At 33.3% G+C, this 21,392-nt stretch carries 19 protein-coding genes; 4 read left to right on the top strand and 15 right to left on the bottom strand.

Features of this window, described 5'->3' with window-relative positions; all coding sequences use genetic code 11:
* Positions 1 to 2 precede the first annotated feature (2 nt).
* Positions 3 to 797, bottom strand: a complete 795-nt coding sequence (locus tag K8344_RS03705) for a polysaccharide biosynthesis/export family protein (RefSeq protein WP_139854505.1) — start codon at positions 795 to 797, stop codon at positions 3 to 5.
* A gap of 249 nt (positions 798 to 1,046) precedes the next feature.
* Here K8344_RS03705 and K8344_RS03700 point away from each other — a divergent pair, with 249 nt between their 5' ends.
* Positions 1,047 to 2,918, top strand: coding sequence for an ABC-F family ATP-binding cassette domain-containing protein (locus K8344_RS03700; RefSeq protein WP_165150006.1), 1,872 nt, complete (start codon positions 1,047 to 1,049; stop codon positions 2,916 to 2,918).
* Between the two features lie 44 nt (positions 2,919 to 2,962).
* Here K8344_RS03700 and K8344_RS03695 read toward each other — a convergent pair whose 3' ends face one another.
* On the bottom strand, positions 2,963 to 3,226 hold the full coding sequence (locus tag K8344_RS03695) for a DUF4834 family protein (RefSeq protein WP_221442672.1): 264 nt from the start codon (positions 3,224 to 3,226) through the stop codon (positions 2,963 to 2,965).
* A gap of 108 nt (positions 3,227 to 3,334) precedes the next feature.
* On the opposite strand from K8344_RS03695, the gene K8344_RS03690 reads away from it, so the two are divergent.
* Complete coding sequence (locus K8344_RS03690) at positions 3,335 to 4,327, top strand: transporter (RefSeq protein WP_237606939.1); 993 nt, start codon at positions 3,335 to 3,337, stop codon at positions 4,325 to 4,327.
* 18 nt (positions 4,328 to 4,345) lie between these two features.
* On the top strand, positions 4,346 to 5,464 hold the full coding sequence (locus K8344_RS03685) for a GNAT family N-acetyltransferase (protein ID WP_139854502.1): 1,119 nt from the start codon (positions 4,346 to 4,348) through the stop codon (positions 5,462 to 5,464).
* 101 nt (positions 5,465 to 5,565) lie between these two features.
* On the opposite strand, the gene K8344_RS03680 is transcribed toward K8344_RS03685, so the two are convergent.
* Together K8344_RS03680 and K8344_RS03675 are read right to left on the bottom strand one after the other, a co-directional pair.
* A complete protein-coding gene (locus K8344_RS03680; RefSeq protein WP_139854501.1) occupies positions 5,566 to 6,519 on the bottom strand; it encodes an EamA family transporter in 954 nt (317 codons plus the stop codon).
* Positions 6,520 to 6,635: 116 nt separating this feature from the next.
* Positions 6,636 to 7,982, bottom strand: a complete 1,347-nt coding sequence (locus tag K8344_RS03675; RefSeq protein ID WP_237606937.1) for a DEAD/DEAH box helicase — start codon at positions 7,980 to 7,982, stop codon at positions 6,636 to 6,638.
* A 138-nt stretch (positions 7,983 to 8,120) separates the two neighbouring features.
* On the opposite strand from K8344_RS03675, the gene K8344_RS03670 reads away from it, so the two are divergent.
* Positions 8,121 to 8,822, top strand: a complete 702-nt coding sequence (locus K8344_RS03670) for an RluA family pseudouridine synthase (protein WP_185098139.1) — start codon at positions 8,121 to 8,123, stop codon at positions 8,820 to 8,822.
* 39 nt (positions 8,823 to 8,861) lie between these two features.
* Here the strand turns inward: K8344_RS03670 and K8344_RS03665 are convergent, their stop codons facing one another.
* The 11 genes from K8344_RS03665 to K8344_RS03615 form a co-directional block, all read right to left on the bottom strand.
* The gene (locus tag K8344_RS03665; RefSeq protein ID WP_237606935.1) at positions 8,862 to 9,983 is read right to left on the bottom strand and encodes a DUF2891 domain-containing protein; all 1,122 of its coding nucleotides are present in this window, start codon (positions 9,981 to 9,983) and stop codon (positions 8,862 to 8,864) included.
* 221 nt (positions 9,984 to 10,204) lie between these two features.
* Positions 10,205 to 11,746, bottom strand: coding sequence for a YifB family Mg chelatase-like AAA ATPase (locus K8344_RS03660; RefSeq protein WP_237606934.1), 1,542 nt, complete (start codon positions 11,744 to 11,746; stop codon positions 10,205 to 10,207).
* A 125-nt stretch (positions 11,747 to 11,871) separates the two neighbouring features.
* Positions 11,872 to 13,440, bottom strand: a complete 1,569-nt coding sequence (gene pgi / locus K8344_RS03655; protein WP_237606933.1) for a glucose-6-phosphate isomerase — start codon at positions 13,438 to 13,440, stop codon at positions 11,872 to 11,874.
* 20 nt (positions 13,441 to 13,460) lie between these two features.
* Complete coding sequence (locus tag K8344_RS03650; protein ID WP_237606932.1) at positions 13,461 to 14,354, bottom strand: N-acetylglucosamine kinase; 894 nt, start codon at positions 14,352 to 14,354, stop codon at positions 13,461 to 13,463.
* A gap of 3 nt (positions 14,355 to 14,357) precedes the next feature.
* Positions 14,358 to 15,353 carry a type I glyceraldehyde-3-phosphate dehydrogenase gene (gap, locus tag K8344_RS03645; protein ID WP_237606931.1) on the bottom strand — a complete coding sequence of 332 codons (996 nt, stop codon included), beginning with the start codon at positions 15,351 to 15,353 and terminating at the stop codon, positions 14,358 to 14,360.
* Between the two features lie 76 nt (positions 15,354 to 15,429).
* Positions 15,430 to 16,413: a 6-phosphofructokinase gene (gene pfkA, locus K8344_RS03640; protein WP_237606930.1), complete on the bottom strand. Its 984-nt coding sequence runs from the start codon at positions 16,411 to 16,413 to the stop codon at positions 15,430 to 15,432.
* A 245-nt stretch (positions 16,414 to 16,658) separates the two neighbouring features.
* Complete coding sequence (gene tilS / locus K8344_RS14235) at positions 16,659 to 17,963, bottom strand: tRNA lysidine(34) synthetase TilS (RefSeq protein ID WP_237606929.1); 1,305 nt, start codon at positions 17,961 to 17,963, stop codon at positions 16,659 to 16,661.
* Positions 17,964 to 18,677 (bottom strand): DUF3307 domain-containing protein, encoded by a 714-nt coding sequence (locus K8344_RS03630; protein ID WP_237606928.1) that lies wholly within the window; start codon positions 18,675 to 18,677, stop codon positions 17,964 to 17,966. It lies immediately after the preceding gene.
* A 6-nt stretch (positions 18,678 to 18,683) separates the two neighbouring features.
* On the bottom strand, positions 18,684 to 19,370 hold the full coding sequence (locus K8344_RS03625) for a SatD family protein (RefSeq protein ID WP_237606927.1): 687 nt from the start codon (positions 19,368 to 19,370) through the stop codon (positions 18,684 to 18,686).
* Between the two features lie 115 nt (positions 19,371 to 19,485).
* The gene (gene pabB, locus K8344_RS03620; RefSeq protein WP_237606926.1) at positions 19,486 to 20,787 is read right to left on the bottom strand and encodes an aminodeoxychorismate synthase component I; all 1,302 of its coding nucleotides are present in this window, start codon (positions 20,785 to 20,787) and stop codon (positions 19,486 to 19,488) included.
* Complete coding sequence (locus K8344_RS03615; protein ID WP_237606925.1) at positions 20,787 to 21,329, bottom strand: NADPH-dependent FMN reductase; 543 nt, start codon at positions 21,327 to 21,329, stop codon at positions 20,787 to 20,789. Before K8344_RS03615 ends, pabB begins: the two co-directional genes overlap by 1 nt.
* Positions 21,330 to 21,392: the final 63 nt, after the last annotated feature.

Here is a 21,392-nt window from a genome sequence, read left to right as displayed (position 1 = left end):
ACTTATAATCTGGTAAAAAGTAAAATAGTAGTTATCAACGCCGAGGTAATGGATACAATTGTTGTAAATGACTGTAACCCCGTTGTGCCTGTTCCAATAGACTTTTGTGGCAGTGGATTAACCAAAATTAAATCGTTGGGTTTAATAAAATAATAATCCGAGCTCATTGCATCAATAGAAGTTAAATCGATATGATGTACTTTTTGTCCTGCGGGATACTGCCTTATTATTACAACATCACTTTTATCGCCAGTCATTAAAATATCACCACTATTTGCGATTGCTTCCATAATACTTACTTGGTCGCGATAAATGATATTTGAACCAGGTCTTCCTATTTCTCCATTAATGGTATAACGAATACCAGCTAATTTTACAGTTACAAAAACATTGGCTTCTGCTTTAAAGTAATCTTTTAACAGTCTATCTTCGAGCTTTTCACGCACTTCTTCGACTGTATAACCTAATACATTTATTTCTCCAAGACTTGGAATTCGAATGTTACCATGGTCGTTTACTACAAAACCATCATAGTACAATTTTTCCTCACCAGTTGCATTGGGATTAGCATCACTTATGGGATTAAATATACCCACTGTTTCTTGATCTAAAGCTTTTACGCGAATACTTAATAGATCATTAATCTGCAGCCTGTAAGGTTCTGGTCTTTTACGTAAAATTGAAAGGGTGTCTGTTTTCGACTGATTTTCCTGTAAATAGGTAAGTTGCTTTGTAGAAATACATGAACTAGTACAGATAACCAAAAATAAAAACAATAATATATATGTAAACTTCATAAAGAGCTTAGAGTGTTGATGAACAAATATAAACTAACACAATTAATAATGAAACATTATTACATTTATAACTAAAATAGGTGTTAATATCGAAACTGAAAGTTAATTACAACAGTATCTCATCAAAACAACCTTAAAAATAAAAAAGAATACTTAATATTCTTTTATTATCTTAGTTTGGCGTTTTATAGACTTGCAAATAATGAAACCCTATCTGCTATTTCATTACATTTGTGAAAAATTAAAATTGTGAATTATCTTTCAGTAGAAAATATATCTAAATCCTTTGGGATGCGGGTATTGTTTGAAAATATTTCCTTCGGAATTAACGAGGGACAAAAAATAGGTTTCGTAGCCAAAAATGGAACAGGAAAAACTTCCCTCCTAAATATTATCGCTGGAAATGACAAAGCCGATACCGGAAATGTTGTTTTTAGAAAAGGACTAAAAATTTCTTATCTCCCTCAAGAACCAGATTTAAATCCTGAGCTTACTGTAGAGCAAACTATTTTTTCTTCAGATAACCCTATTCTTAAAATAATAGAGCGATACGAACACGCAATAGAAAACCCTAACGATTCAGAAGCCTATCAAAAAGCTTTTGACGATATGGAAGCACATCAAGCTTGGGATTTCGAAACACGTTACAAACAAATCCTCTTTAAATTAAAGCTTGAAGATTTACACGCTAAAGTTGGCAAGCTTAGTGGCGGACAGAAAAAACGATTAGCACTGGCAAACGCTCTGCTTACCACACCTGACTTGCTAATAATGGATGAACCTACAAACCATTTGGATCTCGAAATGATTGAATGGTTAGAGAATCTATTTGCAAAGGAAAACTTCACCCTATTTATGGTTACGCACGATAGATATTTCTTGGAGCGCGTATGTAATGAAATAGTAGAACTTGATGAAGGAGTACTTTATAACTACAAAGGAAATTATAGCTACTATCTTGAAAAGCGTGATGCTAGAATAGAAAATGAAGCTACCGAAACTGGAAAAGCAAAACAACTATTCAAAAAAGAATTAGATTGGATGCGTCGTCAACCAAAAGCGCGAACAACTAAAAGCAAAAGTCGAATTGATGACTTTCACGATATAAAGGAACGTGCAAGCAAGCGAAGAAACGACCACCAAGTTCAACTTGAGCTAAATATGGAACGAATGGGAACTAAGGTTGTTGAGTTTCACAGTGTTTCAAAATCTTTTGGTGAAAAGAAAATTTTAGACAAGTTTGAATATAATTTTAACCGTGGTGAACGTGTAGGGATTATTGGAAAAAATGGAACTGGAAAATCTTCGTTCTTAAATATCCTTACAGGTGCCTTAAAACCAGATTCGGGGAAAGTTGTAATAGGAGAAACCGTTAAGTTTGGATATTACACCCAAGCAGGTATCAATATAAAAGAGGGTCAGAAGGTTATAGATGTTATTCGCGAATTCGGGGAGTATATTCCACTTAAAAAAGGAAGACAGATTTCAGCTTCGCAGTTATTAGAACGTTTTCTTTTCGATCCTAAGAAACAATACGATTATGTAGAAAAGCTTAGTGGCGGTGAAAGAAAACGTCTGTATTTATGTACGGTACTAATCAAAAACCCAAACTTTTTAATTCTGGATGAGCCCACAAACGATTTAGACATAGTTACTTTAAATGTTTTAGAAAGTTTTCTGTTAGATTTCCCTGGGTGTTTATTAGTGGTTTCCCACGATAGATACTTTATGGATAAGATTGTAGATCACCTTTTTGTGTTCCGTGGAAACGCAGAAGTCGAAGATTTCCCTGGAAATTATTCCGATTTTAGGACTTATGAAGACAGCAATATTCAAGAGAAGCGTGAGGCTAGTGAAGCAGCTACAAAAGTAAAAAAAGATTGGAAACAATCTTCAAGTCCTGCTAAACTAACGTATAACGAGCAAAAGGAATACAATAAACTTGAAAAGGAAATAGCGAATTTAGAGAACAGACGAGAAACGCTTCAAAATAAATTTGCAACAGAAAATTGGGATGGTGAAGAAATAGATAAGCAGTCTATTAAACTTCAGGAAATTATAGATGAAATAGATAAAAAAACTGAACGTTGGTTCGAGCTTTCCGCTAAACTTGAAAGTTAAAATAAATAATTAGGTGGTTGCTATGAAGAAATAGGTAACCAAATTTACTCTACTTCTTCATAGTCAACATACTCCCCTACTTTATTAGCGGTTCGAGAGTTTCGTGAGGGCATTTTATCGATACTTATATCTCCTTCACGTTGTTGATGAGAAGCTGCAGTTGAATTTGTATTAAAAAACTCTTCAAACTTTTGATTAGCTTTTTTAGAAATGTAACGCATTAAATAAGGAGTAGCGAGCCTAAATAAAAATTTAAGTCCGAAATATATCAATAGAACGATTAAAATCGTTTTAAGAAATGAAATCATAATAATCTAAATTGTCTCCAAAAATAAGGATTGGGGTGCAAAAAGACGAATATAGATTATTAAATAAATGGTAAAATCTTCTATCTTTGAATTTAAACCTGACTCACTATGCAAATAAAGCTTTTATTTACATTATTTATCACGACAATTATTAGTCAATATTCATTTGGCCAGTACACCGAAATGATAAATACCAATCGTCCAGGTGTGTCACAAGGTGCTTTTTCTGTGGGTAAAAATGTACTTCAGTTTGAAGCAGGTATGAGCCTTGGAAAAGAAAAACACTCTCTTCTAAATACCGAAACTAATGGATTAAATATTGATTATTCTATCAGATATGGGTTTTGGAAAGAACGATTAGAAGTGAGCTTTATAGGAGATTTTCAATCAAATAATATCACTTATACCAATTTTACACCCGAAGAAAAAAGAAGTGTCGCAAATTTTAAGAGTAATACGTTAGGCTTAAAATACCTTATTTATGACCCGTATCGTAAAAAAGTACTAGAAGGTCCAAATCTTTATAGCTGGAAAAAGAATAATAGATTTCAAGTAGAAGATTTAATTCCTGCTGTGGCACTCTATGTAGGTGCAAACTTTGATTATATAGATGAAGATGTTGTTAATCCTTTTGTACCCCCACGCGATAACACTATAAGCCCTAAGTTTGTATTATCCACCCAAAATAACTGGATTGGAGGTTGGGTATTTGTAACAAACTTAATTGTAGATCGTGTTACTACAGATTATCCTACCTACGGATATATCGTTACCCTTACACACGCTACCAACCGATATTTCTCTATCTTTCTAGAAAACCAAGGATTTAAAAGTGATTTCTACTCAGATCAACTAATACGTGGCGGAGCAGCAGTTTTAGTTAATAAAGATTTTCACGTAGACCTTTCGCTTACTTATAGCTTAAAAGACACTCCTTCTATGTTTTATGGTCGTGTTGGTGCGGCATATAGATTTGATATGCATAAACAAGATGAGTATTTGGAAGATGAAGCCAAAGACAAATTGAAATCTAAAAAGGATAAAAAGAAAGAGAAAAAAGAAAAGCGTTTAGACGACTTCACTCCTGATAATAACGGCTAAAAAATAGCATTAATCAATATGATTACTACTCAATTAATTTCCTCAAAAAGTGATCTTAAAAAATTTGTCACTTTTCCATTTAAACTATATAAAGACTGTAAGCATTGGGTTCCTCCTCTTATTAAAGATGAAATGGAAACGCTAGATAAGGCTAAAAATCCTGTTTTTAAAAATGCAGAATCTTGGTATTACCTTGCTTATAAGAACAACAAAGTTGTTGGACGTATAGCCGTAATTTTAAACCATCTTGAAGTTAACGAACAAGGAAAAAAGAAAATCCGATTCGGTTGGCTTGATATGGTAGACGATATTGAAGTTACCAAAGCGCTATTGGAAAGAGTTTATGAAAAAGGCAGAGAGCACAACTTAGAATACACCGAGGGGCCAGTTGGTTTCAGCAATATGGAAAAAGCTGGAATACTAACAATGGGGTTTGATGAAATGAATACCATGATTACTTGGTATCACTACCCCTATTATGCCGAACATTTTGAAAAACTAGGCTTTGAAAAACAAGCGACTTGGGTAGAATATAGGTTAAGAATCCCAGAAACAATTTTTGAAAAAGTTGCTAAGTTTTCGAAAATTGTACGTGATCGATATAAGCTTTCGGTAATTCGTTTTAAGGATAAAAAAGAAATTTTACCTTATGTAGATGAGATGTTTGGATTATTGAATAAAACCTATAATACACTTCAAACATTTGTACCCATTCAACAATATCAAATAGATTATTACAAAAAAAAGTATTTCAACTTTATTCATCCAGATTACATTTGTTGTATTAAGGATGAAACTGGAAAACTAATTGCCTTTTCAATAGTAATGCCTTCATTTTCTAAAGCCTTGAAAAAAGCCAATGGAAAGCTTTTTCCATTTGGTTGGACTCATATATTGAAAGCTCAGAAAAAGAATGATACCGCTGCATTTTACTTAATTGGAATTGATCCAGAATACCAAGGTAAGGGGGTTACAGCCATTATTTTCGAAGAAATGCAAAATTTATTTAATTCAAAAGGAATTCATACCGTTGAAACAAATCCTGAATTAAAAGAAAATACTGCTGTACAATTACTTTGGAAAGACTATTCACCAGAGCAGCATAAGGAACGAAGTACTTTTAAGAAAAACCTATAACCTTCTTCTAAAAAATTAAGTCAGGAAATAATCGATGATTCAATTATTTTCTGACTTTTTTATTTTTACAAAGGGAGTTTTAGACCTTGTGAATGACGTTACTAAAACTCTTCTTTTTTATGCTTATTAAATATTTTACTAGTAAATCGTGGTAATGTAACAGTTGTCTTTGCCGTATTTATAAAATAAACTCCGGTTAATAACACTGCAGCTGCGATTAAAGACTGCGAGGTTATTTCTTCATCTAAAAAATACCATCCTAAAAATAAAGCTATAAGAGGATTCACATAGGTAGATGTAGCAACTTTATCTGGGGAAACAGATTTTAATAAATAATTGAAAGATGTAAAAGCTACAATACTTCCAAAAATTATTAATAATACCATACTCCATTGTACTTGCATACTCCATTCGTTTGGTGCGAGCCAAGCTTCTCCAAAAGCCAAACTGGCTATTGCAAGTGTAATTCCACCCGTAAACATCTGATACCCTGTATTTACAAAGAAGTTTTTAGGAAACTCTGCTTTTCCCACAAATAAGCTACCAAATGCCCAACTAAGCATACAGGCAAAAATCATTATCATTCCAACTATTGAACCTTCTTGAGTTACTATCTGTTGTTGAGTAACCAATAGTGTTATCCCTAGTATACCAAGCCCCACCCCAATAAGAGACATGAGTTTAATCTTTTTTCCTTGTAAAATTCTCATTAAAAAAAGGACAACCAAGGGCTGAGCAGAAATTTCCAATGCAGCAAAACCACTATCTACGTATTTTAATGCCCAAACAATTACTCCATTTCCAAAGGAAAGAAAAAGAAATCCAACGATAATGGTATTTAATAGTTGTTTACGCGTTATAGCAAGACTTTTACCCATTGCCTTAGCAATTATGAAGATAAGTACACCTGCAGTTGTAAAGCGAATGGAAGCTAAAAAAAACGGAGATAGCTCAGTAACAGCTACTTTATTAAGCATATACGTAGAACCCCAAATAACATATATGGAGAAAAACGCTAAAATTATTAAAATCGGATTACGGGATTCTGAGTTCAAGTTAATCGAGGATTCGTAATTAGTATTCTGTTATCAGTTAAAATTAATTATGGGTGAGTTGGATTTTTCCTTTTAGAATTTACTCAAAACTTACTATTTCGATAAATAGTTATAGCTTATTTACGTTTATTCCTCTTGTTATAATTTTTATCACCTCTAGTTTTAGGTTTTTTATATTTCTGCTTAATTATTCGTTTGTACGAACCTCCTAAGTTTTCTTTTCTGTTTTTCTCCTTTTTTTCGTGAAATGCAGGTCCAACCTCTTCTATATTATTGGGGTTGTTTATTTCTAAAACCTTAGGTTGCTCCTCGTAGGTTAACTGCTTTGATATTTCAACTTCTTCAGGAAAATTTAATTCAGTAATCTTCAAATCCATCAAATTCTCAATGGCTTGTTTCGCTTCATTTTCATCTTCCGTATAAAGCAATATTGACGTTCCCTTCTGCTCCGCTCGACCAGTTCTTCCTATACGGTGCATATAGTTTTCTGGATACAATGGTGTGTCGAAATTTATAACGTGTGAAACCTTATCTAAATCAAGCCCACGCGCCATAACATCTGTAGTCACAAGAATACGCGTCTTTTCGTCATTAAAGTTTTCTATAGAACGCAGCCTGTAATTCTGTGTTTTATTTGAATGGATTACGGCTACTTCACTTCCAAAAAATTCATCTAAAATATCGAAAAGTAAATCGGCACTCTTCTTATTAGGAACAAAAACAAGTACTTTCTTAAAATCTTTTTCATCCTGAAGGATGTGCTTTAGCAAATTCGCTTTGGTGTAAAAGTTCTTAACTTTATATGCGTATTGTGAAATATTATCTAAAGGAGTTCCACTTACCGAAACCGAAACAGTAGTTGGCGCAATAAAGAAATCGTGAATAAATACATTCACATCATCTGTCATTGTTGCAGAAAACATAATATTTTGACGCTTGTTTGGAAGCAGTTCCAAAATATTGGTAAGCTGAAAACGGAAACCTAAATCAAGCATAACATCTACTTCATCTATCACCATTTTTTTAACCGATTTAAGCTGTAATGCTCGGCTAATCACTAAATCGTACAATCGTCCTGGAGTAGCAACTATTATATCTGCACCTTCGGCAACAGCTTCTTTTTGTCTGTTTATGTTTGTACCGCCATAAACTCCAATCACACGTACAGAAGAGTATTTACCAAACTTTTCAATTTCTTCAACAACCTGTATTACTAGTTCACGCGTAGGAACCATTACTAAAACACGTGGATGTATATCCTTCGAGAATTTCAAATCTTGAAGAATAGGCAGCATATACGCAAAAGTCTTTCCAGTACCTGTTTGAGCAATACCCACCATATCTGTACCAGACAAAATAACCGAATACGATTGTGCCTGAATAGGTGTAGGTTTTTCAAAGCCTAAATCGTCTATTGCGAATTGTAGTTGTTTATTTAGGTTAAAGTCGTTAAAAGATTCCATTTTAATAGTTTGGCGCAAAGGTAGTGCTTAAGAGCGTCCTATAACCATAGTTATTTTATTTATTATTCATTTTTTTACAAACTAAGTAAATTTTCTTTTCCTTATTTTTGAAAAGTTGAATTCTAAAATTACTTAATAATCGGAACTTCAAAAAATCACAGCACTAAAGAGAATCTTCAAGTTGTATATGAAGACAATCACCTAATAGTTATAAACAAACGTCCTGGCGATATCGTTCAAGGAGATAAAACCGGAGATATGCCTCTTTCCGAAGTGGTAAAAGAATATATCGCAGAAAAGTATAATAAACCTGGAGCGGTATATTTGGGTGTTGTTCATCGATTAGACAGACCTACAAGCGGAATTGTTTTATTTGCTAAAACATCAAAAGCACTAACCCGCTTAAATAAACTGTTTGCCAAAAGAGAAACTCAAAAAATATACTGGGCACTTGTGAAAAACGCTCCACCAAAAACGGAAGATACTTTAATTCATTTTTTGAAGCGAAACCCTAAACAAAACAAGTCTTATGCTCACATAAAAGAAGTTCCAGAAAGTAAAAAAGCTATTCTTCATTATAAATTAATTCAGAAGCTAGACAATTATTACTTATTAGAAATTGAGTTAGAAACTGGTAGACATCATCAAATTCGTTCACAACTTTCTTCTATTGGTTGCCCGATAAAAGGGGATTTAAAATACGGTTTCGACAGAAGTAATCCCGATGGAAGCATTCATCTACACGCAAGAAAACTAACTTTAGTTCATCCCGTACAAAAAGAAGAATTCACATTTGAAGCCCCTACTCCCACTGATGTGCTTTGGGATGTTTGTAAATAGTTTAGAGCTCCAAAATAATTGAACTCAGAACTATTCTTACTATTTATGAAGCGTATTTAAAGCAAGAATAGCAAAGCTTCCTAACCAATGTCCACCTTCGTAACTATCCCCCACCAAATTAGGATATGAATAGGCTAAGTGCTCATTAGCTACATTTTTAAGGTGTTTGTATTTTGGATAATCCCGAGCTAAGGCATAGAAAACCCACGCTCTACTGAAGTTTAAGCCGTCTAGATGAACTAATTTTCCATCAGTTCTATCACTTACTTCTCCTACTTTTAATTGATAATTTTCATTAGCCAATTCTGGCAAAAATGCATCTATCCAATTCAAAAACTCATCTTTAGAAAGTACGCGTTGCATAATATCTATCTCTTCTAAGCAAGGAGACAAAAAATCAAAGCCGCTAGGCTCCCAAGTAATAGGACAATCTATATCATTTAAATAAAAGTCTTTAGCTCGTTTTTCTATAAGTTGTTTCAACTCATCATCCCCTATTGTTTTAGCATAATCGTAAGCAAAGGTTAACCCAAAAGCGGTATTCGAGTGTTCTCCTACTCTAATTGGGTAATTTAATTTCGGCAGAAACTCTTTATACCTAGTAATAATAATATCAGCTAGTGGTTTTAAGTTTTCTTCAAGTTGTCGAGCCGTAGGATCATCCCAGTTATGTAATTCTTCCGCAAGTTTTAATAGCCAAGCCCAACCATAGGTTCTTTCGAAGGAACTGTTGATAGGCTTTTTAAAATACTCAACCTCTGTAGCTACATTTTCTGCAGTAATCTTCTCTTGTAGAATATTCTTTACCTCTTCGGCTTTGTCCATATCTGGAAATTGCTTTAAAAGTGTAACCATCGACCAATAACCATGTACAGCACTATGCCAATCAAAGCAGCCATAAAAAATTGGATGTACCTTAATAGGTTCTACTAAATCTGCTTCACTTTCTAAAACTTCACCAGGCTTATATGGATATTCTGTAGCAACACAATGTAAAGGAAGTTCAATTAATTTGTTCGCTTCAGCTAGTGTAAATGATGGATCTTCAAATTTTTCCATTGATACAACTTCTGTTTTAGAAATTTCAGAATTTTTATTTGAGGGGTTATTACAACTAATTACTATTAAAGCTGAAAAAATATATAGCAAGTGATTTTTCATAAATAAGAAAGTTTAGTGCAAGATAAATAGATTATAGCTGGGATATAAACATTTCCATCAATTAGCTGAAAATTATTTTAAAATAAAATCACCTAATCAATTGATTTAATTCCTAATATTAGGTACTACTAAAACCTTATGTTCAAGAAACGAACCAACAATTAAAATCTAGACTTTAGTAAAATTAAATAAAAAAAATGGCATAATCACTCAGTCATCTTTTATCCAAACCAACCATCTCTATCCAAACTTCTATACTGAATTGCCTCAGAAATATGGTTGCCGTTTATTCTTTCAGAAGCTTCTAAATCGGCAATAGTTCTTGCTACTTTTAAAATTCGATCGTAAGCTCGAGCGGATAGATTTAATTTTTCCATTGCTGTTTTTAACAGCCCTAAAGAATCTTCATCTAGTTTACAAAACTGACGTATTTGCTTTACTCCCATTTGCGCATTGTAGTGGATATTATCGAAATCAGAAAAGCGTTGAGACTGAATTTTCCTGGCATTAGTAACTCTCTCTCGAATAACCACACTTGCTTCACCACGGCGTTCTTCGCTAAGTTTTTCAAATGGAACTGGAGTAACCTCAATATGTATATCGATTCTATCTAATAACGGACCTGAAATCTTACTCAAATAACGCTGCATTTCGGCTGGTGAGGACATCACAGGGGCATCAGGATCATTAAAATACCCGCCTGGACTAGGATTCATACTAGCTACCAACATAAAGCTTGAGGGGTAGGTAACTGTAAATTTTGCTCGAGAGATAGTCACTTCTCGATCTTCTAAAGGTTGCCGCATTACTTCGAGAACTCCACGTTTAAACTCAGGAAGTTCATCTAAAAATAACACTCCATTATGAGCAAGACTTATTTCTCCAGGTTGTGGATATTGCCCACCTCCTACAAGGGCTACATCCGAAATAGTATGATGAGGACTGCGAAAAGGTCTAGAAGTCATAATCCCACCTTTTTCCATAGTTCGCCCAGCTACACTGTGTATTTTAGTGGTTTCGAGACTTTCTTGAAGTGTCATAGGAGGCAATACACTTGGCAATCGTTTGGCTAGCATAGTTTTTCCAGAACCTGGTGGTCCTATTAATATAATGTTATGTCCTCCAGCAGCAGCGATTTCCATACAGCGTTTAATAGATTCTTGACCTTTTACATCAGCAAAGTCAAATTCTGGGTGTTCTAGATGATTATAGAACTCAGCTTCCATATCAACTATAGTTTTTTCTAATGGAATATCTTCATTGAAATAATCGATTACTTCTTTAATGTTATCGATTCCATATACATTTAAACCTTCAACAATAGCGGCTTCTTTGGCGTTTTGATTTGGTAAAACAATCCCTTTAAAACCTTCTTCTTTTGCTTTAATAGCTATTGGTAATGCCCCTCGAATTGGTTGTAAATTGCCATCCAAGGACAACTCTCCCATTATAATAAAATCTGAAAGTGGATTCCGTTGTTGTATCTGTTCTGTTGCGATAAGTATTCCCATAGCCAAAGTTAGGTCGTAAGCCGAACCTTCTTTTCTCAAATCTGCTGGCGACATATTGAGAATTAACTTCTTTCCTGGAATTTTATATCCATTATTTTGAAGCGCTGCTGCAATTCTATAGTTGCTTTCGCGAATAGCGTTGTCTGGTAGTCCAACTAAATGGTAACCAACTCCCTTATCTACATTGACCTCAACGGTAATAGTAGTAGCTTCTACACCAAAAACGGCACTTCCATAAACTTTTGTGAGCATATGCTTGAGGTTTTAGAATAGATTTTTAAGTAAGATAACAAAAATCTTTAAAACCCTCACTATTAAAAACTTACAACCTTAGAAAGTGTATGAGTTATAATTAAAATCCTTTGAATTTATTTAAACTAAGAGTCTAATAATTTTTTAATCAAATTTTGAGTGGATGAATTTTTAATTTCAGAAGCATTTTTATTCTCGATAGAACTTAGGGTTCCCTTGGCAACGGTTTTGCCTAATTCAACACCCCATTGGTCGTAACTGAAGATATTCCAAATGATACCCTGAACAAAAAGCTTGTGCTCATACATCGCAATAAGTTTTCCGAGACTGTTTGGTGTGAGCTTTTTAATCAAAATTGAATTTGTAGGTTTATTTCCTTCGAAGAATTTAAAAGGATTTTCAACCTCCTTATTGTACGTCCCCTCCCACAATGCCTCAGTTTGAGCAAGATAATTTGCCATTAAAATATTGTGGTTCTTGAAATTACCTTGTAATGGCTTTGAAAAGCCAATAAAATCGGTTGGAATAAGTTTGGTACCTTGGTGTAAAAGTTGGAAGTATGCGTGTTGCGAATTACTACCTACATTCCCCCAAACTATTGTTCCAGTTTGATAGTCAATCTTGTCCCCGTTTCTATCAATATTCTTCCCATTGCTTTCCATTATAGCCTGTTGAAGGTAAGGCACAAGTTTATTTAGGTATTGAGAATATGCTACAACGGCTTCACTTTCAACTTTAAAAAAGTTATTGTACCATATTGACAATAAAGCAAGTACTATAGGAATGTTTTTATCGAACTCTTCATTTTTAAAATGGCCATCCATTTCTGAAGCCCCCTTTAATATAGCTTCAAAATTATGATAACCAACAGCGCAACAAATAGATAGACCTACGGAACTCCATAGAGAAAAACGACCTCCTACCCAATCCCACATTGGGAAGATATTATCTTCTGAAATTCCGAAATCTATTGCACCTTGTATATTAGCCGAAACCGCAACAAAGTGACTTTGAATATTTTCTTCAACTGTAGTTTTTAAGAACCAATCTCGGACAACTGTAGCGTTTACGATAGTTTCTTGAGTAGTAAAACTTTTAGAAACAACAATGAATAATGTAGTTTCAGGATTTAGTTTTTTTAATATTTCCTTTACATCATCCCCATCGATATTCGCAATAAAGTGAATATTTAAATGATTTCTATAATACTGAAGTGCATCAGTGACCATTTCCGGGCCCAAATGACTGCCTCCAATTCCAATATTTACAACATCTGTTATCGGTTTCCCTGAAAATCCTTTATGCTTTCCACTTAGTATTTCTTCTGAAAAACCCTTCATTTTTTGAAGTGTACTAGCCACTTCAGGTTTAAGGTTATTTAAATCTCTAAGTGCTGTGTGAAGAACCGCTCTACCTTCTGTTTGGTTTATAGGTTTTCCAGAAAACTGTTGATTTATAGCTTCTTTTAAACCTACCTCTTCTGCCAAGTTAAGTAATAGTGAAATTGTTTTGTCTGTAATCCTATTTTTAGAGTAGTCTACATAAAAGTCTTTCCATTCTATTTTAAAACGGCCTGCACGAGTAGGTTCATTAGAAAATACATCCTGCATTTGCTTATCTTTTAATTCCTGAAAATGAGCTTCAAGGGCTTTCCAAGCATTTGTTTTTGTAGGATTTATTGCAGGTAAGGGCATTTTATAAGTGATTGGTGTTTTTACTTAATTATATTTTTATAATACGCTATTAATCCATCGATTGGTCGTTGTACAATATTTCCCAATTCGAGATTGTATTCGTCAAAACATTCTTTAATTATTTGTTTTGAAAAATGTGCTATTGAACCAACAAAATGTATTGGCACTACTCTTGCATTTTCATAATTTAGAATACGACATTCTATAAAATTTGAAATTCCTTCTTTTATAAGAGCGTAAAAATATGAGTTTATTTTATCCTTACCTAAATCATTTCCCTCTATGTTATTGTTTTGAGAAGAAGAATTAAAAATAAACTGAGCAAATGAAGCTAAATATGTATTCGGATTTGCTTTTTTATATAAATTCACCTTGATATCGTCTGCGTTCAGATTGAAGTTATTTTCAAATTCAGATGCAATTTCGACAGGCATTCTATTGTAATAGTAGTCTCTAATCAGTCTTTTCCCAAAATAATTACCACTAGCTTCGTCCATTAAAATGTAGCCTAAAGCAGGAATATTTGAATGGATTACTTCTCCATCAAAGTAACAGCTATTACTGCCAGTACCTAGAATACATACAATTCCTGGTTCTGAAGTAGCAGAATAAACCGCAGCAGTTAAGTCTTCTGAAACACTTACAGATGCATTTACAAATAGCGCTTCTAAAACTTCCTTTAAAACGCTTCTAGGAGTTATAGTACCACAACCGGCTCCATAGAAGTGAAGTGTTTCGACTTGGGAAAATTCATTTTTTAAATTTTCGTTGGAAGAAATTCGAAACAAAAGTTCTTCTTTAGGCACAACCGTTGGATTTAAACCTAAAGTTGTAGTTTTAAAAAGTACATTTCCTGAATTATCTAGCAGGACCCAATCGCATTTTGTCGAGCCACCATCAGTTATGAGGGTCATAGTTTATAGCGTTGCAATATGAACTGTCAAATCTACTAATTTTGACGAATAACCATATTCATTATCGTACCAAGCTACTAATTTGAAAAAAATATCGTTTAACGCAATCCCAGCATTAGCATCAAAAGTGCAAATATATGGATCTGAAACAAAATCTTGAGACACCACTTCGTCTTCGGTATAATTTACAAGACCTTTGTATTCATTCTCTGAAGCGTTTTTAAAAAGTTGTTTTATAGCCTTGTAGTTTGTAGATTTTTTAGTGCGAAGAGTTAAATCTACCACGGAAACGTCTGTTGTTGGAACGCGAAAAGCCATTCCTGTTAATTTTCCTTCAAGTTCTGGGATTACTTTAGTTACTGCTACTGCAGCACCTGTAGTTGTTGGAATAATGTTGTTTAATGCGTTTCTTCCAATACGATAGTTTTTCTTTGAGGCACTATCTACCGTTGATTGTGAAGTAGTTACTGCGTGTACAGTAGTCATAAGGGCTTCTTCAATCCCGTATTCGTCATTGATAATTTTCGCTAATGGCGCCAAGCAATTGGTTGTACAAGATGCATTTGAAATGATTGTATCTGATGCTTTTACATTTTTGTGATTCACTCCCATTACAAACATTGGTGCAGTTTTGGAAGGTGCAGAAATGACTACTTTTTTTGCTCCAGCTTTAATATGAGCAGAAGCTGAATCTACTTCCTTAAAAATCCCAGTACAATCCATAATAATTTCGGCTTCTACCTCATTCCATTTTAAGTTTTCAGGATTTTTTTCAGCAGTAACTCGAATCTTTTTACCATTAATAACAAGGTTATTGTCATCTACAGTTATAGTTCCCGGAAATTTTCCATGTACTGAATCGTATTTTAATAAATAAGCCAAATGCTCTATATCTAGTAAATCGTTAACAGCAACTACTTCGATATCATTTCTTTTTGATGCTGCTCTTAAAACCAAACGCCCTATACGGCCTAGTCCATTTATTCCTGTTTTTATCATAGTTTTTTTATTTAATATAAAAATTAATTTAGCGAATTTGATTAGTTTTTAAAAATAGAATGTGAGAAAGTATTACTTATATAGAGATAATATCAGCCACACGTACTAGACTTACATCAAATTGATTGCTAGATTTAATTGCTTCAGCAAAAGGAATTAACTTTACTTTATTATGAACAATCCCTACCATTACATTAGTTTCACCATTTAAAAGTGCGTCTACAGCTCCCACTCCTAATCTACTTGCCAAAACACGATCGTAACAACTTGGCGCTCCACCACGTTGAATATGTCCTAAGACAGAAACTCTTACTTCGTAATTTTTTAAATTTTTCTCGATATTTTCGGCTAATTCAAAAATATTTTTTCCAATCTGATCTCCTTCAGAAACTACTACTATGCTAGATGTTTTACCAGATTTTTTACTTTTATCTAGCGATTCTAATAAACGTTCCAAGCCCATATCTTGCTCAGGAATCAATATTTCTTCAGCACCGGCACCAATTCCCGCATTAAGAGCTATATCTCCAGCATCACGTCCCATAACTTCCACCAAAAAAAGCCGATTATGAGAATTAGCAGTATCTCGAATTTTATCAATAGCCTCTACAACTGTATTTAAAGCTGTATCATAACCAATTGTATAATCTGTTCCATTAATATCGTTATCAATAGTTCCAGGAATACCAACAATTGGAAAATTAAATTCTTTCTGAAATGCTGTAGCACCTTTAAAAGTTCCATCACCTCCAATTACTACTAGAGCATTAATGTTTTCATTTATAAGATTGTCATAGGCTTTTTTTCTTCCTTTAGAATTTTTAAACTCATCACATCGTGCAGATTTTAAAAAAGTTCCACCACGATTAATAATGTTCTTAACCGATCTTGCATTTAACTCCTTAAAATCTGCTTCTATCAATCCTTGAAATCCACGGTAAATACCTAGACATTGAACACCTTGATATTCGCAAGCACGGACAACCGCTCTAATTGCAGCATTCATCCCTGGAGAATCTCCACCACTTGTTAACACTCCTATTTTCATCGAGTTTTTCATAATTGGAAAGTTACAATATATGTTTACAATATTTAATGATTAATGTCAGAAACAAAAATACGTGTTAGTACGTATATAAAAATACAATAACGTGCTGTATATTTGAATCATAGAATTAGTGGATAATGCACATTGTTTATATTTTTTGTGGGGATAGAAAATATTCAAAGTGCAAATAAAGTTTACTAAAGTTAGGTTTGTTAGAAAATCTCGACCACAAGTCGAGATTTTCGCTTTTTAGGCACTTAGCTAACGTAAGTAATCTCAACTATTTTCTCTGTTTTATCAGTTACTTTATAGGAGTCATCCATTCTTTTTCCTACAATCCAAACTACTTTATTTTTATCTACAAGAACCCAAATTTTTTCCTTTTCGGTTGCTGAAAGCTTCTCATCCTTAAAAAATTTACTCAATTTCTTAGATCCACTCATTCCAAAAGGCTTGAAACTATCTCCTTTCTTCCATCTTCTTAATTTCAATGGAAAGTTCAATTTTTCGGCATCTAAATAAATAGTATTTTTTTCTGTTTCGCCAATAGCTATAGATTGATTAATTTCTAATTTAATTGGTGCACTAATTCCCTCTTCAGGAACTAAGTATTCCTCTTCTTTGGGATTTTTAACAACTTCAGAAAGAATCAATTCATCGCGATTTTTTAAAAGTCTATGAGTTTTTGATAGAACTTGTTTCCCGGTTTGAGCATCTAACAAGTTGGAAACATCATTCCATTCGGGAAAGCCAAAATCCTTAAGCAATTCATATAGTAACTCGTCAGTATGAGGTAACTCCTGTAGTTTTTGGATATTTAAATGATAGGAATCAGATTTTTTGGAAATAACAAGTTTGTATACCAATGATATATAATCGTCTATCAAGTTTTGAGATGCGATTAGGTTGTCTTGTGTCTTTTTAAAATTTTTAAGGATATTTTCATTAGTCTCTTTAAAGTAAGGAATAACTTCGAGCCTCAATTTATTTCTAAGATAATCCGTTTTTTGATTTGTACTATCTTCTCGCCATTTAAGCTTATTTGCTTCAGCGTAATTCATTATTTCTTCTCTTGAAAAATTCAATAATGGTCTTACTACTTTATGATTCTTTTTTGGAATTCCCGTAAGCCCATTTAGGCCTGTTCCTCTTGAAAGATTTATAAAAAAAGTTTCCAAATCGTCATCTAGATGATGAGCTGTTAGTAGATAATCGTAATTAAAATTGGATAAAACCTCTTCAAACCAATTATATCGCAAGGTTCTGGCTGCCATTTGCGTTGAAACCTTTTGTTCATCCGCATACTTATGAGTATCAAATGTTTCAGTGAAAATGGGAATATCTAATTTTTCAGCTACCGCTGTTACAAATTGCTCATCGCCGTCACTTTCTTCTCCTCTAAGTGAAAAATTACAGTGTGCAAGAGCGATTTCAAGATTTAGATTTTTAGTTAAGTGTGTTAAAACCACACTATCTACTCCTCCACTACAAGCAATAAGATTTTTTTTTCCTTTTAAAAATGAAAAGTTTTCCTCGATATGTTTTTTGAAGTTAGTTAGCACTTAAATGAATAAAAATAAATTAATAATTATACCTACTATTACTGCTATTCCGAAGCTCAACATAGTACCTATAAGCACGTATTCTGTTTTTAATGTTTCATCATTTCTATAACGTAGAATTGATTTTGCAGCAATCAAAAACCCTACTGCTGAATATTGTGAAACGATGATAAATGTTAGCGTTAGAATTCTTTCTAACACCCCAATTACTTTTCCTGCGTTGGGCATTTCATTATCGCTGGAAACCTGTATATCTGTTGCTTTAAATACTTCTCTAATAAAAATATTCGCAGGCTTTAAACACACCATATATCCCGCTATTATTAATAGGTATTTAAATTCTATAAAGGTGTTTACATAGGGATTTATTCCTTGCCATTTATCAAACAAAAGTACTACTACAGTTAAGATTATTAAGTGTAAGGCCTGGTCTATAAAAAAAGCGTACCTGCCCAAATATTTACTGTTATTAAGGTGGAGTTTAAATCCATCAATTAAGAAATGAGTTATTGTTATTATTGCTGCAGCCCAAACAAATTCAACTTGTAATGAAAATAGCCATGATAATACAAAGCACATTAAAGCGTGCCAATACAAAAACGAACTTTTAAAGCCTATTGTGTTTTTTTGTTTAGCTAATTTATTAGTTTGAAAAAAGTAATCCAAACACAAATGTGCTATAAATTGGAGGAGCAATAATTCCTTTATTCCCATAGTGTTTTAGTTTGTAACTATTATTTTATAGTAATTTACAGCTTCTTCAATTGCATTCCAACCTACACTAGTCGAGTGCTGATTTACTGCAGACTGCCCAATACCTAAACGTTTTGCAATTTCATCTTCTTGATTATTCATCAGCTTTAAATATAAAACCTCACATTGTCTAGATGTTGCTTTACTTATTAATACATCTAAAAGTGCTAGTAAAGGTTGGAAATTTTTATTTAAAGACTCGTCTTTTGAAGCAAAAAACAAAGTGTTTTTTATAACGATTCGCTCCTTATTATAGGTCGTTTCTCCACTTATTTCGCGGCCTGATAAGTAAATTGCCTCACCATCAACTATTCCATTTTTAGGGCTATATCTACTCAATTCACCATAGCCTATAGCAAGACGAATTCCGTGTGTCTTAAATTGTTTTACTCTACTGTCGGATGTTTTGTAGGTTTTAACTTCAATTGGAATTGCTTTTACAAAACTCTTTATAGCTAAAGCCACTTGTAACCCTTCCGATGCATTTGGCACTACACATTCTATATAGTCGCCTTTAATAATACGACCATATACATTAAATTCTTCCTTTAAATCTTTTAGAAGACTCTTTAATCTTTCCTCTACGAGTTTACGATCTTCCCCTGTTAAACTAGTAGAAGATATGATGTCGCCAGATATAACCGAATATTTCATTCATTATAAATTTATTCAAATATACAAATTTATTAGTCATAATACTAATAAATAAACTATATTAGCTTAAACACTAATAAATAAGGCTTATCAGTTAAAAAGCTAATAAATGAGATTATATGGAAGGATTAAGAACCAAGCGCATTGCTTTTGCTTTCAGCAGACACTCTTGGTATTCATTTTCTGGTAAAGAATTTATTGTAATCGCACTTCCCACCGAAAAGCTAACATACTTTTTAAGAGAATTATATAAAATACTCCGAATAACTACGTTAAAATCGAAATCGCCTGAAGGTGTAAAATAGCCTATGGCACCACTATATAATCCGCGTTTAGCATCTTCTGTACTTTCAATAATTTGCATTGCAGAAATTTTTGGTGCGCCTGTCATACTTCCCATAGGGAATGAATTTTTTAAAATATCTACACTAGTAGTCTCTGAACTCACTTGACAGGAAATTGTAGAAATCATTTGATGCACTTGTTCAAATGTATAAATAGCGCATAACTCCTCCACCTTTACAGTACCCTTCTGAGCTATTCGAGATAAATCATTACGCACAAGATCTGTAATCATTATATTTTCACTGCGTTCTTTAGGATCATTTTGAAGCTGTTTTATCATATTAAAATCATCAACTTCATTAGCTAGACGCTTAGCCGTTCCTTTAATAGGTTGTGAGACTATAGTATTTCCGCTTCTTTTAATATATCGTTCAGGGGAAGCAGAAAGTGCATATAATTCATTCAGTTTCAAAAAAACGGAAAATGGTGGTTTTGAGATTTTATTGAGTTCGAAAAAGGTATTTAAGGGGTCTATTTCAGTATTTTCAGAATAAAACTCTTGACATAGGTTTGCTTCATAAATATCTCCTCTTTTTATGTGCTCTAAAAACTTATCTACCTTTTCAATATAACTAGTTTTAGCTGTACGAGCTTTTATATCCAAAGCTTTATGAGGGTTAATATAATTAGATGAATGTAGAAATTCTAAAATTTCCTTCCAATCTGATTCTAATTCATCATCGACCATATTTAAATAATGAACCTCAACATTTTCTTCAGTAAAAAGAAAAAGCTTTTTAGGTTGAAAAAAATATAAGTCAGGAAAGTGTAACCCGTCAAAGTTATTGGATTGAAGCGGCTCGACATCATTTTTAAGGTCGTAAGAAAGGTAACCAAAAATCCAATCGAGAGTTGTGGTTTGATACTCTTTTAATTTATCAAATGCATTATAAGCATCGGTTTTTATAGCCGTAAATGCATCAACTGCAAGAATAGCTTGATAGCTTTCGTGAGCTTGTTTATAGCTGTTTGAGTCTAACCATACTACCTCATCATATTGCTGTGCCCAATGAAGGAAGCTTTGTTTAGATGCTTCGGTTAAAGAAAAAGAAAAACTCTTAACAGTCCGCATTAAATTTCAATTTGATGTACAAAATTTTGAATAACGTCTATAAAACCTAATAGTAAAATTTCATTGGTAATGGTGTTTTTCTGTTCTGAGAAATTTTCAGAATAAGATGGGATACTAAAGCTCTCAACCACATTTGCACCAAAGCGTGGAAGTACATTTTTTGTGTACTCCAGAGCTGAAGCTGCTCCGCGTTTGCCATTAGAAGTACTCATTAACAACACTTTTTTTCCTTCTAGAAACTTTCTATCTAAACGGGATAACCAGTCTAACGTATTTTTAAAATAAGCCGAAATATTTCCGTTATGTTCATTTACTGAAATTACAAGCGCATCAGACTCTTGTATCTTGTTATTTAGCATTTTTAAATTAACAGGATAACCTTTTTCGCGTTCAAGATCTACCCCAAACATTGGCAAATCATAATCTGTTAATTTAATAATTTCAGTATTGTGATTTGGGATGTGAGTTGCAGCAAAGCTTACAAGTTTATGGTTAATAGATGTACTGCTATTGCTACCTGCTAGGAAAAGAATTTTACTCATTCTATAAGTTTATTTGGGCGACAAAGTTATTGAAAAAAACCCGCGCCAAACAAGTTTGACGCG

Source organism: Aequorivita xiaoshiensis (assembly GCF_022008395.1).
Classification (GTDB): domain Bacteria; phylum Bacteroidota; class Bacteroidia; order Flavobacteriales; family Flavobacteriaceae; genus Aequorivita; species Aequorivita xiaoshiensis.
This window is presented reverse-complemented; position numbering and strand designations above follow the sequence as displayed.

What these genes read in the sequence shown, in the direction of transcription:
- K8344_RS03705 (WP_139854505.1), bottom strand. Translation starts at nt 797, where the DNA reads ATGAAGTTTACATATATATTATTGTTTTTATTTTTGGTTATCTGTACT.
- K8344_RS03695 (WP_221442672.1), bottom strand. Translation starts at nt 3,226, where the DNA reads ATGATTTCATTTCTTAAAACGATTTTAATCGTTCTATTGATATATTTC.
- K8344_RS03690 (WP_237606939.1), top strand. Translation starts at nt 3,335, where the DNA reads ATGCAAATAAAGCTTTTATTTACATTATTTATCACGACAATTATTAGT.
- K8344_RS03685 (WP_139854502.1), top strand. Translation starts at nt 4,346, where the DNA reads ATGATTACTACTCAATTAATTTCCTCAAAAAGTGATCTTAAAAAATTT.
- K8344_RS03675 (WP_237606937.1), bottom strand. Translation starts at nt 7,982, where the DNA reads ATGGAATCTTTTAACGACTTTAACCTAAATAAACAACTACAATTCGCA.
- K8344_RS03665 (WP_237606935.1), bottom strand. Translation starts at nt 9,983, where the DNA reads ATGAAAAATCACTTGCTATATATTTTTTCAGCTTTAATAGTAATTAGT.
- K8344_RS03660 (WP_237606934.1), bottom strand. Translation starts at nt 11,746, where the DNA reads ATGCTCACAAAAGTTTATGGAAGTGCCGTTTTTGGTGTAGAAGCTACT.
- pgi (WP_237606933.1), bottom strand. Translation starts at nt 13,440, where the DNA reads ATGCCCTTACCTGCAATAAATCCTACAAAAACAAATGCTTGGAAAGCC.
- K8344_RS03650 (WP_237606932.1), bottom strand. Translation starts at nt 14,354, where the DNA reads ATGACCCTCATAACTGATGGTGGCTCGACAAAATGCGATTGGGTCCTG.
- gap (WP_237606931.1), bottom strand. Translation starts at nt 15,353, where the DNA reads ATGATAAAAACAGGAATAAATGGACTAGGCCGTATAGGGCGTTTGGTT.
- pfkA (WP_237606930.1), bottom strand. Translation starts at nt 16,413, where the DNA reads ATGAAAAACTCGATGAAAATAGGAGTGTTAACAAGTGGTGGAGATTCT.
- K8344_RS03630 (WP_237606928.1), bottom strand. Translation starts at nt 18,677, where the DNA reads ATGGGAATAAAGGAATTATTGCTCCTCCAATTTATAGCACATTTGTGT.
- K8344_RS03625 (WP_237606927.1), bottom strand. Translation starts at nt 19,370, where the DNA reads ATGAAATATTCGGTTATATCTGGCGACATCATATCTTCTACTAGTTTA.
- pabB (WP_237606926.1), bottom strand. Translation starts at nt 20,787, where the DNA reads ATGCGGACTGTTAAGAGTTTTTCTTTTTCTTTAACCGAAGCATCTAAA.
- K8344_RS03615 (WP_237606925.1), bottom strand. Translation starts at nt 21,329, where the DNA reads ATGAGTAAAATTCTTTTCCTAGCAGGTAGCAATAGCAGTACATCTATT.